This is a genomic window from Drouetiella sp. (assembly GCF_059504425.1).
Genome location: NZ_JCACIN010000042.1, coordinates 44,172 through 57,121 on the forward strand (window position 1 = coordinate 44,172; position 12,950 = coordinate 57,121).

Here is a 12,950-nt window from a genome sequence, read left to right on the forward strand (position 1 = left end):
TTTTTGGTGGGGCGCTGTGCGCCCCACCAAAAATGTCCCCGTCCCAACCGCCTTGGCGGTTGCCATACGTAGTGTTAAAGAAAACAATCATGCTAGATGAAGCAACGCTTGAACGGCGTTTGGCAATGCTTGAAGAGGAAGTTGCTGACCTTAAGCAGAAATCTGCTGCTAAGCCCACTTCCATCAACTGGTTTGATCACCTGATTGGCTCTATCTCTGATGAGTCTGCCTTTCTGGAGGCTTCAGAGTATGGGCGTTCTTTTCGTCAAGCTGACAAACCCATGGATGAGCATAATAATCTGACGTGAGATATCTACTAGACACTGACCACATCAGTGCTCTACAGCGCCGTTCTGGTTCAGATTTTAAGAATCTGGCAGCTCGAATTTCTCAACTTCCAGCCGCAGATTTTGGTTTGTCTATTATCAGCTTTCATGAACAGATATTGGGTGCTCACAATTTCATCAATCGCGCCCGGACAAGAGTTGACGTAATCCGTGGATACACGCTTTTACTAGAGACGCTCCAAGGCTTTTCAGCGGCTCCAGTTTTACAGCTTGATGCAGAGGCGATCGCAATTTTCAATGAATTACGAGAGCAACGAGTGCGCGTCTCAACCATGGATTTAAGAATTGCATCGATCGCGCTTTCAAGAAATTTGGTGCTTCTCACTCGAAATATCAGCGACTTTGAAAAAGTGCCAGGATTAGCGCTAGAAAATTGGACTGTTTGATAGTCTTGGGAGAAGATGGATCAACACAATAAGCTACCGATCGCGCTATGGTGAAATCTTCACAAACTCTCTAACTCATGCGGATTAAAATTTGCGGAATTACTCAGCCTGACCAAGGACGATCGATCGCCCAACTGGGTGCAACCGCTCTGGGATTTATCTGTGTACGGCAGTCTTCCCGCTACGTCACCCCAGAACAAATTCGAGCTGTGGTGGAAAATCTGCCGACGAGTCCGATCGATCGCGTTGGAGTATTCGTGGATGCCGCGATCGAGGAAATTGTTGGGACAGCGGCGATCGGTCAGCTCAGCGCCGTCCAGCTTCATGGCAGCGAGTCGCCTCAGTTTTGCCGGAAATTGCGTGAGGCGCTCCCCCATACGGAAATCATCAAAGCCCTGCGGGTGCAGAGCGCCGAAACTTTGCAGCAAACCCAGAGCTATGAAGGGGCGATCGATGCCTTGCTGCTAGATGCATTCGATCCTCAAGCCTCCCATGCTGGAATGTATGGCGGTACCGGAAGAACGCTAGATTGGCTCAGTCTCAAGCACTTTCGCCCTTTTTGCCCTTGGCTGCTAGCTGGAGGCATCACACCCGATAACGTCTTGGAGGCTGTGAGTCAGATCCATCCTGACGGCATTGATGTCTCAAGTGGCGTAGAGAAATCGGCAGGTGACAAGGATTTGGCGAAAGTAACCCGACTCCTGCATCAGTTGCAAAGCAGGATGCTGGTGGACAGCTAGCATTACCTAGCAGGGCATTACCTAGCAGGGCAAATCTTCTTGCTGAGATTTTTGAGAAGCACACATTTCTAGCCGTGCCAGCGTTGTAGCCGCATCGGCGAGTTGGAGAGCCAAATTGGCGCGGCGGGTGGGGTCTTTCTCGTTCCAGAGATGCTGCTCTAAGGCATGAACCCGATAGCGAAATGCCTTAATGGAACTAGACGGAATCACCTTAGCTGTCATGCGTTACAACCTCATTTCTGTGGAAGCACTAACTTTAAGAAAAACGCGCTCTGGCTCCAGATACACGAACGTCAAGAAAACGACCTCATCTTCATCTGCGATCGTCACTTCATACTTCACCTCTAGCGGCTCCACAGATTTATGCCGTACAACCACAATGTATTTCCCTAACGGTAAGTCATCAAAGCCAGCATCGGCATAAATTAGCTCAACAATTTCTTCAGCAACAGTCCACTCATTTTGCCTCAATAAAGTAACAAACGGGATGCCGTCGATCGACGTTAACGCAATGTTGTCTTGATTGCGAAGCATAACGAAGATGTCTGACACTAAACGAATCTCCCAGAGTAATCTCAGGAGATTATGACATATAGCAACCGCCAAGGCGGCTAGGACGGGGATATTTGTGCGGGGCGAGAACGCTCCGCATAAATAAATGTCCTAAGCAAACTGGCGACAGCCATAACAGAACGGCGGGGTTACGGAAGAGAACCCAGATTATTCCTAAATTGTTCTGATTCTGAGCCGTTTTCCTACTGTTCTCCTATTGAACGCGATGCCCCAGAGGTAGGCATGAAATATTACAGTTTGTAATATCATGAGCGCCTTCATGTGCCATGGTAAAGTTTATGCCTCCTGCACCAGAGCGCTGATAACGACCCTTGATTCTAATAATCCCTGATTATGACTACTCCTGAGCTATTCCGATCGCCCCACTCTCAGCCAACCCATCCTCTAGAACCGTTGACCGTCGCCGAAGTGGAAGCTGCTGTAGCAATTATCCGGCGCGAAAAAAATGTTAGCAATCAGTTTCGCTTTCCCTGCGTTACGCTGCATGAACCGCCCAAGGCAGAAGTCTTGAGCTTTCAGCCCGGTGATGCGATCGATCGCCAAGCCTTCCTAATCTTGCTAGACAATGCCACGGGCAACACCTATGAGGCGATCGTCTCTCTAACTCGGCAGCAGGGGGTGTCCTGGACACATATTCCCAACGTGCAGCCCAACATCATGCCGGATGAGTTGGTGGAGTGCGAGGCGGCAGTCAAGGCGCATCCAGAGTTTGTGAAAGCCATAAACAAGCGGGGGATTACAGATTTAGCGCTAGTCGTGGTCGATCCCTGGGCGATCGGCAACTTTGGCTTTGAGGACGAAAAAGGCATTCGACTGTCGCGCTGCTTGTGTTATTTGAGAGCAACACCCGACGGCAATTTCTACGCTCGTCCGATCGATGGCTTAGTTCCAGTTGTAGACCTCAACACCATGCAGGTGTTGCGTATTGAAGACTTGGGCGTGGTGCCCATCCCGCCCGAACCTAGCGAATATGGCGAGAAGTTTGCATCAGAAATGCGGCAAGACATCAAGCTGCTACAGATCACACAGCCGCAGGGCACCAGCTTCCAGGTAGACGGACATCACATTCGCTGGCAAAAGTGGGATTTGCGGGTTGGCTTTACACCCCGCGAAGGGCTAGTTCTCTATCAGGTAGGCTACGAAGATCAGGGGCAAGAGCAAGGTAAAGTGCGTCCGATTCTCTACCGGGCTTCTATGGCAGAAATGGTGGTGCCCTACGGCGATCCGCGCGTGCAGCACTTCCGCAAAAATGCCTTTGACCTGGGCGAACATGGCGTAGGCGTTTTAGCCAATTCCCTGACATTGGGCTGCGATTGTGTGGGGGAGATCCACTACTTTGATGGCGTTCTCACCAACAGTCGGGGAGAGGTATCGGTCACAGAAAACGCGATTTGCCTGCATGAAGAAGACTATGGCATGCTTTGGAAGCATACGGACTGGCGGATTGATGCGGTGGAGGTGAGACGATCGCGTCGGCTTGTCCTCTCCTTCATTGCCACGGTGGATAACTATGAGTACGGCTTTTTCTGGTACTTCTATCAGGATGGCACAATTCAATATGAAATCAAGCTAACAGGAATTTTGCTGTGCGGAGCGCTGTCCGATTTCCCCAAATTTGGTACCGTGGTTGCTCCAGAACTGAATGCTATTAACCACCAGCATTTCTTTGGAATGCGACTCGACTTTGATATCGATGGCGTGAACAACTCGGTATACGAAGTCAACTCAGAAGCAGAACCTATGGGAGAAACAAATCCTTACGGCAATGCATTCTTCGCCAAATCTGAGCTGCTAGAAACCGAGCGATCGGCACAGAGAATCGTTAATCCGCTCTCGGCACGCTACTGGAAAGTCGTCAACCCTGCTGTTCATAATCGCTTGGGGCAACCTGTCGGCTACAAAATCATTCCGGGTGAAAACGTTTTGCCCTTCGCCCACCCGGATTCCCCTATCCTCAATCGCGCCCGCTTTATGACCAAGCACCTGTGGGTAACACCCTATGAAGCCTCGGAACGCTATCCGGCAGGAGATTACCCCAATCAGCACCCTGGAGGTGAAGGGTTGCCCAAGTGGACAGCAGCCGATCGCCCCATTGCCGATAGGGATGTCGTGGTTTGGTACGTCTTTGGACATCACCATATTCCTCGTCCTGAAGATCACCCGGTAATGCCGACTGCCTATTCTGGCTTCATGCTAAAGCCAGTAGGCTTTTTCACCGCCAATCCGGCGCTGGATGTGCCGCCCTCTCAGCAAGGCTGCTGTAGCTAAAAATAACGGAGAGACATAGCTAGGCTATGTCTCTCCGTTATGAGCTAATTATTAAATCCAACCCAATAGACCTTGCAGATTTCAGTAATAACCTACTCTTTGCCAGTCACCTTTTCCAACGCTTCCGTAACTCTCTCTGCGGCAGACTTAACTTGACGAGAGTTGCTAGGACGGCTCATGTCATTTGCGTCGGAGTCTCCTTGAATCTCGTTAATACCTTTGTTTGCCTCAGCTTGCGTTTCCTTCATGCCAATGGGGGGCTTCTGGAGAATCTCTTCAGCTTTCTGCTGGAGGCTATCTAGACGAGCAGAGCCTTCACGAGGATCGGTAGGTGTGCCACCCGCGAAAGCAGGAACCCCGTTGGAAAACAGAATGAGCGTGCAGGCAAAGGCGATCGCCACAAAGCGGATCGAGCTAGAAAAAATTGATTTGACTTTGGTGAAATTCATTTCTACTACTCCAGAATTTATTTTGAACTACTACTTATTGAAAAAATCTTTGACCGCATCAATTGCGTCACTGGCTTTATCCTGAACGCTTTCAGTTGCGTTCTCTACAGCATTTTGAGCTTTGCCAGTAGCCTGCTTAGCATTGCCTTGGATTTGCTTAGCAGCGCCCTGAACTTGATTCTTGGCGTTACCCAAGTTTCTCTGGGCGGTACCGTAGTCCTTCTGAGCCTTTCCTTCAATTCTGTTTGCTGAACCAGAGCCAGCAACATTATCGAATGCTGATTTAACATCCTCTTTAACTTTGTTCACCATTGCTCTGTCGTTAGGAGCATTGCCGCTGATGTGATTATCTGCAACTATTTGGCTTAGAGGAGACGCGATCGCAACTCCGCCCGTTAAAGATGTTGTCTGTAGACCTAAGAACGCCAGTAAAGCACAGCCGATTAGGGCTGCTCTTTTTAATATGCTTCTGAGCTTCATCGATTCGCTCCACTGTTTGGCTGATACCATATTTGACCGAGATTTCGTCGAGCTAATTTCTTAACCCAACCATACTCTTCTGCTTTTCACTCTACAGTTTTACCGCCAGACGATTACCGAGCAAATCAATCTGAGGAGTGAAATGTAATTAGTTTTACCGAAGGTAAAATCACTCTAAAGGTAGAGAAGCTCTGCTTAAGCACCACCCCGGACGATAATAAAGGCACCCAGCAAAGCTGAGGCGATCGCCAAAGCTGTTGACCAGAGCGGGTGCTGGCTTTGCAAGAAAGCTCCTTTTCCCTGAATCGTATCGACATCGATCCAGGGCGTTGCGCCTCGCCGAAACCAGCCCGTCACCGTCACCGGATGCTTCATAAGAGCTAGAGGACGCAGTTTTTGAGGCAGCAGATCTCCCAGAAATCCCCAGCGCGAGGTGTGGTGCAATCGAATCAGACCTGTTTCAGTCAGCAGCATTAAGTCTTGATGTAGCCAGTTGGCAAAACCCCGCCGCCCCAAAAGCTTGCCTTGCAAACGTAGCGGCTGACTGTCTATGGGCAAGCTAGCATCAGATTGCAACAGGTCTACAAGAGAGGGATTAACTGAGAGATTCGATCGCTTGATGTCTGGGAAAAAGAGATTAATTCGAGTGAACATACCGATACTGAAGCCGATCAGCATCGAGCCAATTAACACCGATCGATCGCCCCAGAGCCAGCTCAACTCTAGCCAGTTGAGTCGAGCTGCCAGCCCGCCCAACAGCCAAAGGATGAGCGCGATCGCCAGCCCTGCCAAACTGCCCACAAATGGAGCGGCTTGCAGCAAAAATCTGCGTTGAGAATTTGAAGGTGCTTTCGCCTCTGGTTTTTGGGTCTGCTGGTTTTGGGTCTGCTGGTTTTGGGTCTGTGCATCTAGCTCTGGGGTCAGCCGCCAGTGCTTGGCATAGAGCGCCAAAAGCTGAAGCCGATCGCCCAGCGGCGGATGGGCATTGAGTAAAGACAGCCAGCGGCGATAGGGATTGCTGCGATCCCACTCCAGCGATGCCGACTGCCGCAAATACAGACTGCCCACGGTTAAGGCACTGCGATATCCAACGGGAGTCAGTGGCTCAAAGCTTTCCAACAAAAAGCTCGTGTGTTCCCAACGCTGAATGACTTGAGCTGTGCCGATCGCCACTTTTAGCAGCGCTCTCGTCAGCCCATTGGGATTGCCCGTAAGCTCTGATGCGGTGCGATCGCTGTGGTAAAGCCGCAGTCGAGACAGCCACAGTCCAGGGAGGCGGCAGATCCAGAAAAGCCCGTAGCCGAAGGCAGAAGCCAAGACAGCAAGGCTTTGTAGAACGCGATCGCTCTGGCGATCTCCCCAATTTGAGGCTTGCCAATAGAGCAGATACGGGAGCTGAGCCGCAAGCGTCAGCCAGGACATGACCCCAAAGTTCCAGTGGGCAATATGGGCGAGTTCAGCCGCATAGATGACGGCAATTTCCTCATCTTCTAGTTGACTGAGCAATCCCTGACTGACGACAATCCGTGCATTGCGGGGCAGATAGCCATAGGTCAGCGCCAGAGGGGCATCGGTAGGCAGCAGGCCCAGCGTAGGCAACGGCTGACGACGCTGCTGGCAAACGCGCTTGAGCAGCCTCACGGCTTCAGGGCTATGGGATTCCAGTGCTGAAAGCCTCAGCGATCGCAGCTCATAAAACTGCTGCAATAGCTTATCCAATAGCCAGGGAGAGACGGCAAATAAGAGGAGGAGGGCGATCGCGACCCCCAGCCACGGGTCGCTAGCCGGAGTCACCCAAAAGACAAACTGCTTCAGCGGAGTCATTGCCGCAAGTTGGAAGCAAATCCAGTAGAGGCTGTCCTGCATCATCATGGGCAGGGTGCGAATTACCCACATTAGGGCAAGCGCTGTCCCGGCAGTAACAGCCCATAGGGTGGAGCGATCGACAGTGCCTAAGCTACCCCATTTTTGCGCTCTAGCAGCATTTTTCCAGGTTGTAGCGGGCGGTGGCACAGGCAGCGACGATCGAAGAACCAGAGCTTCTGAGGGAATAGACAGCGATTCTACGACAGTTTGAGCTTCTGGCGGCTGCGCTTCTGAAGACTGGGCTTCTGAAGACTGGGCTTCTGAAGACTGGACGGCTGGAAGCGCCACGCTACGCCGAATCACTTCTCTAGGAGTTTGGCTACGAGGGTGATTCGAGCCTTCAGAAGTTCGATCCTGAGAAGTTTGTGACGGCACAAATCCAGTTGGGTCATGCTGATCGAGCGATCGCCCTGGCGTAGAATTGAGCGGCACAAACCCGGTTTCATCTTCCGTCTTGCTGGAGTAATGCTGAGAAAGATGACTCAGGGTTTGCGAAGCCCAATCGCGAACCTGTGGATTAGGGCTTTGGGCTAGGGTTTGACAGAGGGCGATCGCGCGATTCACCTGCCCCGTCTGAGCATAAGCCTTGACCAGTGCTGCCTGAGCTTTTTCCTGGACGGTGTGAGGCTCAGACGGATCGACCGACTCCAGTTGGGCGATCGCTGTTGCGTAATCTTTCTGCTTGAGCGCCGCTAGACCTGCCGACAGCTTCTGTGATGAGGTCATAGATCTTGCCCTGCCTAGATCTTGAGCTGAGAATTGCATTTCGGATATTTTTGGAAGTCAGTCTAAGAATGGATATGATTCCAGAACTAGATATTCCAGAGCTAAATATTCCAGAATTAGATAATAGTGTCTCAGGGGGTGATGCATCAGCAAATTTACCCGCACTATTCAGAGACAACCTCACATCCATTATTCCTCATGAGTCAACAAAACTCTCAGCCAACCCCTAGCCAGCGTGATCTCAACCCGCGCCCTTCAGGTCAGTGGGATCTGGGCAGGTTTGTTCAGACGCTTTCCTATTTTGGCGCCATTCCCTTTCTCAGCAATATAGATTGGTTCCAGCAGTGGTTTGGCAATCGTCCCAATCCTCAAGTCAACCTTGAAGCCCTATTTCCTATGATGAATCGTTCGGACACCCATCGCCTGATTTTTGATTTTACGCAATCTGCTAATCAGTCACATGATCAACTATCACAGGTGTGGGGCGCACTGGATGATGTGGTAATGGGGGGCGTGAGCCAGAGCGGCATTCAGTTTGATTCCACAGCCGCCTCTTTCTCAGGGCAAGTTTCGATCGCCAACTCCGGGGGGTTTGCATCCGTCCGCACTCGCAACTTTGAGCCGCCTCTGGATTTGTCTGAATACACAGGGATTGAACTTCGAGTCAAAGGCGATGGCAATCGCTACAAATTTATGCTGCGGACAGAAGATCGCTGGGATGGCATCGCCTACTGTTATTCATTTGATACTTCAGTCGATCAGTGGGTGACGATTCAGGCTCCCTTCTCGGCTATGATTCCCGTATTTCGCGCCAAGACGGTGGAGGGGAGGGCGATCGCTCCCAATCACATCACGGCCATGCAGCTGATGCTAAGCAAATTTGAATATGACGGTGCGCTCAACCCGCATTTTCAACCCGGATTTTTTCAGCTTCAGGTGGAGTCTATTCAAGCTTATCGATAGTGTCTGCAATAGTTTCCGTAGCATGACGTAATTGAGTTAGGACGAGTTATTTTTTGAGAGCCGCGCTCCACGCGGCTCTCAAAAAATAACTCATTGGATCTGAGCGCGTCGCGCCATACAAGGCAATTTAGGCTTTGGCGCGACTCGTTTGCAGCACAAAAACTGTAATTTCAGGGCGGCAGTTAAACCGCACCCGTGGACTCACCATACCAATCCCTCGGTTTGTATACTGCACCATATTGCCGACCCGATAGTATCCCGAAGGATATTTTTTGCCATAGGGGGGCAGTTGAGGTGCGCCCCAAAAGGGCAATGTCACCTGTCCGCCGTGAGAGTGACCTGAAATTTGCAGATCAAACCGTCCGGTGGCAGCGCTGGTGTCTGCAAAGTCTGGCTCATGTGCCAAGAGAACGGCGGCTCCTGCGGCGGGAAGCTGGTTGAGCACTAGGTCAAGGCGATCGTGCTGTGTCCAGACATCATCTACGCCCGCCAGATGCAGGAGGCTGCCTTGGCGTTGAACAGTCGCAACAGAGTTACTGACATCCACGATATTGCTGCGCTTCAGCATTCTGCGAATCACCTCCGGGCTTGTCCACTGATCATGGTTGCCCAAGACAGCAACAGTCAGGTCTTTGGGCTTTAGCTCCTTAAAGGCTGCAACTAAGCTAGATTCATAAACATCGGCATCGCGCGTCACAAAATCACCCGTGAGGGCAACCGCATCCGGCTGAAGAGAATTGATCAGCCTGACGATACGCTGCAAGCGATCTTGAGTCATCCAGCGATCGGCATGAACATCGCTGATTTGAGCAATTTGGTAGCCTTGAAAGGCGGGTGCCAGCCGAGGCATCTCTATAGGAACATAGGCAATCTGCGTCCAATTCGGCTCAATTTTGTAGGCATAAATGAGGCTACAGAAAATAAGGGCGATCGCCCCTACCCCCAAAACAGCAGATCGCTTCAATGTCTTGAAAAATCGAGGTTGAACAGAACGAGATCGTGTGAAACGAGGCTTCATCAGCAGTGAAGGTAAGGATCAATAAGTAGGGCTTTAAGTAAGGCTTTGGGCTAGTGCTTGATTAAGCGATCGCTAAAGCAGCCTGCTACCCAGCCAAGCTGCTTACAGCTCTTCATCAAGTTACTGTCTATCGGGCTTCTGCACCGGATCGTTGATTCAGGCAAGTGCATCTGGGTCTGAGAGGATATCTGAAAAGTATCAAATGTTCTGCATTCGCCCCCCAACCCCCCAATTCTGGGGGACTTTCGAACCAGTTCTTATTCAAAGTCCCCCAGAATTGGGGGATTTAGGGGGCGGTTCGGGTAGCAAATTACACTTCTCAGACATCCTCTGACAGCTCCCCGGCAATATCTGCCTTAAGCTGATGTTCCATTAGCTCCAGCTTTTTCCTTTCCTGCTTTAAGTTTTCTTCGAGTTCCTGAATCTGGTCTCGACGAGCCTCCATTTCCAGCGCGCGCCTACCTAGTTCCTGGCTCTGTAGGGTGAGAGACTGCCGCCACTGTTCGGCACGTTGAACCTCTTCTTGCAAAAATTCAGGCGTGATGCCCGTACTGAGATATTTCTTAACAATATCTAAAACCCAGGAGGTTACGTCCTGAATGTCTTGAACTTGTTGAGTTGGAGAAATCTCAGCGAGAACCAGCGCCCCTTCAATGCAGTCTGCCGCATTTGCCCAAAGAACATCGCTTTCTTCAGGCAATAAAAGCCATGCATACTCGGCTTTTTGCTGAGCAAGCAACCGTAACATTACCTTGCCCTCAAGGTTTTTCTTTACCTGAGCCAGATGCAACATTGCCACAGAACGCTAATAAATCCTTGAAGAAGTATATCTTTTAATCTTGCCTGGACACTGTGTTCTTCTAAGCTAACAGGATTTAAAACTAAGGTGCCGCTTTTTCCACAGAAGCACGTCTGTGGGTAAACAATCTTCACTCAGGGGTATGCAGCTTTTATAGATAGGCCGATCGCCAGCGCATGAGCAATATTAGACTTGAGCTTAGCCTTTCCCTCACCCCATACACTGGAAATAGAATCCTATCCTAGTCGAGAGGTTCCCCAATGCTCGCCAGCACCGATCGCCTATTTATGTCAGCCGATGAGTACCTTGCGTGGGAAGAGCAACAGGCATTTCGCCATGAATATCTCCATGGCGAAGCCTATGCTATGACAGGAGGGACTTTGCCGCATAACGATTTAGCTGTCAACTTGACCACGCTCCTGAAAAGCTACCTTAAAGGTCGAGGCTGTAAAGTTCGTATGGCGGATGCGAAAGTGGGACTGAGTGAGAGCGGCCCATTCTTCTACCCAGATGTCTTGGTGACTTGTGATGATCGCGATGTCAAAGCTAAGACGATGGTGCAGTATCCCTGTCTAATTATTGAGGTACTCTTGCCAGGGACAGAAGGCTACGATCGCGGAGAGAAATTTAGGCAATATCGGCGACTAGAAACCCTCAAAGAGTATGTGTTAGTCAATGCTGAGACAATGGGGGTGGAGAGCTTTCAATTAAATAGTCAAAATAAGTGGGAATTAACGGCTTACTTTGCCGATGATATTATTCAGGATGCTGAATCAGTTTTGGTTCACTTCACCAGCATTGACTTTCAGTGTTCTCTAGCAGCAATTTATGACGAAGTAGAATTACCTGAACCGAGACTTAGCTAACCTTAAATAGTTTCGCGGTAGCGGTACTTGTAGCGATCGCCAGTTTGCTTGTACCAACTCTATAGGAACTTGCAGACAAACAGTGGGCTGAGTCTAACGAAACCCAATAAAACCCAGCCTAGACGGCGGGAGCAGGAAGTTTTTGTGGGGTGCGATCGAGTAAAATATCCTGAAAATTGAGTAAGTAGCGGAGGACGGGTGCTGTCATCCATCCGCTACATCTGGGCGATCGCCCTTTCTTAGTCGTTGGTCGGGCGATAGTGGGTGCTGATCGCCATAAATTTCAGTGGGTCAGGGGTAGGTAACAAGGGACTCCAAGTATCGATCGTCCGAAATCCTCGCACATGGGATTCGTGAATCGTCGCTCTTACCGCGTCGCGTGAAGCAAAGATAATCACACGAATGAGTTCTCGTTCGGGACTGGGATTATCTTCGGGCTGCAACGCGGGATGCTGGAAGAAATTGAATTCTCCGGTCATGTTATTTACTCCTTTGTGTTTTGGGTTCGCTTGTAGAGATCTCGTTTGCAAAGCGAAACGAGAAGGAACCCCAAAAACATGGCTACTCACGATCGATTAACAAGTAGCGCCAAGGAGTGTAACCAGAAAGCTACACTAACTTAAGCCCTACGGACTGCCTGTACGGTCTGTAAGGTTAGAGGTATGTTGTAGGTGGCACTACTTCATACCTCGCCAGAGGTTTTTGGGTGACTTAAGGCTGCTGGCGCAGGAATACGAGAAAGCAACCTTAGCGGATAAGAATATAGGAGAGAAGGGGCGATCGTCAAGCTCTTTCTGGCACAAGTTTGTTTGTGTTTTTGGGATAGAGAGTTGGGGAAGGGGCGATCGGGTAAACGGGGAGGGAGGTTGCGGTATTGGCAAGTGAGGGAGAATGCCGACATTTGAGGTGCTATTGTGCAAATAACAAATAAGCACCCCACTCTCCAGGATTAACCCTCACGTATGACAAATAACGCCCCAAAACCCAGACTTAGACCGCAAATTTTCTATTTAATTCCCTAAGAAGCAGGTGTTAACACGCAAATGCACTGGATAAATCCTGACAAGATAGGTGTTTATCCAGCACATATAACGTTGAATATGTGGTTAGGCTGCTTGAATTCTTGTTTAGGTCAGTTGCTTAAGCTTTTTACTGAGCTGAAGCTTGAGTTAAGGAACCATCTGAGATATCAGCGACAATGCCTTGAAGAATTAACATTAATTCAAGCTTCTTAATCGCTACGGGTCAATTCCCCACCCTTGAGACTCATGAGGTACAGCAGTCCGAATGGGCGCTGATGAGTGAAACCGAGCCGCGAAGCATAGCGAAGTGATAGTCCGTCCGCTTACGGTAGAGCCATTCATCATACTAAACGACTGGATAGTCATTAATTATTTTTCAGGCATGGTTAAAATAGACTTGTCCGAAAATTTGCAGAACAGACTATGTCTGGCTTTGAGGATGGTTGC

General features: G+C 50.0%; 14 protein-coding genes. 6 read left to right on the top strand and 8 right to left on the bottom strand.

Going from position 1 to position 12,950, the window contains the following annotated elements:
- Positions 1–89: 89 nt before the first annotated feature.
- The 3 genes from AC5JMP_RS10605 to AC5JMP_RS10615 all read left to right on the top strand — a co-directional run bounded on the left by AC5JMP_RS10605 (position 90) and on the right by AC5JMP_RS10615 (position 1,473).
- Positions 90–308 carry a transferase hexapeptide repeat containing protein gene (locus AC5JMP_RS10605; RefSeq protein WP_495851430.1) on the top strand — a complete coding sequence of 73 codons (219 nt, stop codon included), beginning with the start codon at positions 90–92 and terminating at the stop codon, positions 306–308.
- Positions 305–733, top strand: a complete 429-nt coding sequence (locus AC5JMP_RS10610) for a type II toxin-antitoxin system VapC family toxin (protein ID WP_495851431.1) — start codon at positions 305–307, stop codon at positions 731–733. The genes AC5JMP_RS10605 and AC5JMP_RS10610 overlap by 4 nt, the downstream gene beginning before the upstream one ends.
- 77 nt (positions 734–810) lie before the next feature.
- The gene (locus AC5JMP_RS10615; RefSeq protein ID WP_495851432.1) at positions 811–1,473 is read left to right on the top strand and encodes a phosphoribosylanthranilate isomerase; all 663 of its coding nucleotides are present in this window, start codon (positions 811–813) and stop codon (positions 1,471–1,473) included.
- A gap of 21 nt (positions 1,474–1,494) precedes the next feature.
- Here AC5JMP_RS10615 and AC5JMP_RS10620 read toward each other — a convergent pair whose 3' ends face one another.
- Positions 1,495–1,695, bottom strand: coding sequence for a hypothetical protein (locus tag AC5JMP_RS10620; protein ID WP_495851433.1), 201 nt, complete (start codon positions 1,693–1,695; stop codon positions 1,495–1,497).
- A 3-nt stretch (positions 1,696–1,698) separates the two neighbouring features.
- A complete protein-coding gene (locus AC5JMP_RS10625; protein ID WP_495851434.1) occupies positions 1,699–2,025 on the bottom strand; it encodes a hypothetical protein in 327 nt (108 codons plus the stop codon).
- A gap of 354 nt (positions 2,026–2,379) precedes the next feature.
- Here AC5JMP_RS10625 and AC5JMP_RS10630 point away from each other — a divergent pair, with 354 nt between their 5' ends.
- Positions 2,380–4,314, top strand: coding sequence for a primary-amine oxidase (locus AC5JMP_RS10630; protein ID WP_495851435.1), 1,935 nt, complete (start codon positions 2,380–2,382; stop codon positions 4,312–4,314).
- Between the two features lie 92 nt (positions 4,315–4,406).
- Here AC5JMP_RS10630 and AC5JMP_RS10635 read toward each other — a convergent pair whose 3' ends face one another.
- The 3 genes from AC5JMP_RS10635 to AC5JMP_RS10645 form a co-directional block, all read right to left on the bottom strand.
- On the bottom strand, positions 4,407–4,763 hold the full coding sequence (locus AC5JMP_RS10635) for a hypothetical protein (RefSeq protein WP_495851436.1): 357 nt from the start codon (positions 4,761–4,763) through the stop codon (positions 4,407–4,409).
- A gap of 30 nt (positions 4,764–4,793) precedes the next feature.
- Positions 4,794–5,075 (bottom strand): hypothetical protein, encoded by a 282-nt coding sequence (locus AC5JMP_RS10640; protein ID WP_495851437.1) that lies wholly within the window; start codon positions 5,073–5,075, stop codon positions 4,794–4,796.
- A 363-nt stretch (positions 5,076–5,438) separates the two neighbouring features.
- Complete coding sequence (locus tag AC5JMP_RS10645) at positions 5,439–7,835, bottom strand: M48 family metalloprotease (RefSeq protein ID WP_495851438.1); 2,397 nt, start codon at positions 7,833–7,835, stop codon at positions 5,439–5,441.
- Positions 7,836–8,033: 198 nt separating this feature from the next.
- On the opposite strand from AC5JMP_RS10645, the gene AC5JMP_RS10650 reads away from it, so the two are divergent.
- Positions 8,034–8,798 carry a CIA30 family protein gene (locus tag AC5JMP_RS10650; RefSeq protein WP_495851439.1) on the top strand — a complete coding sequence of 255 codons (765 nt, stop codon included), beginning with the start codon at positions 8,034–8,036 and terminating at the stop codon, positions 8,796–8,798.
- 127 nt (positions 8,799–8,925) lie between these two features.
- On the opposite strand, the gene AC5JMP_RS10655 is transcribed toward AC5JMP_RS10650, so the two are convergent.
- Both AC5JMP_RS10655 and AC5JMP_RS10660 read right to left on the bottom strand, forming a co-directional pair.
- Complete coding sequence (locus tag AC5JMP_RS10655) at positions 8,926–9,762, bottom strand: metallophosphoesterase (RefSeq protein ID WP_495851440.1); 837 nt, start codon at positions 9,760–9,762, stop codon at positions 8,926–8,928.
- A gap of 373 nt (positions 9,763–10,135) precedes the next feature.
- The gene (locus tag AC5JMP_RS10660) at positions 10,136–10,609 is read right to left on the bottom strand and encodes an HmpF-related protein (protein ID WP_495851443.1); all 474 of its coding nucleotides are present in this window, start codon (positions 10,607–10,609) and stop codon (positions 10,136–10,138) included.
- A gap of 266 nt (positions 10,610–10,875) precedes the next feature.
- Here AC5JMP_RS10660 and AC5JMP_RS10665 point away from each other — a divergent pair, with 266 nt between their 5' ends.
- The gene (locus tag AC5JMP_RS10665) at positions 10,876–11,481 is read left to right on the top strand and encodes a Uma2 family endonuclease (protein ID WP_495851441.1); all 606 of its coding nucleotides are present in this window, start codon (positions 10,876–10,878) and stop codon (positions 11,479–11,481) included.
- Between the two features lie 239 nt (positions 11,482–11,720).
- Here AC5JMP_RS10665 and AC5JMP_RS10670 read toward each other — a convergent pair whose 3' ends face one another.
- The gene (locus AC5JMP_RS10670; RefSeq protein ID WP_495851442.1) at positions 11,721–11,960 is read right to left on the bottom strand and encodes a hypothetical protein; all 240 of its coding nucleotides are present in this window, start codon (positions 11,958–11,960) and stop codon (positions 11,721–11,723) included.
- Positions 11,961–12,950: the final 990 nt, after the last annotated feature.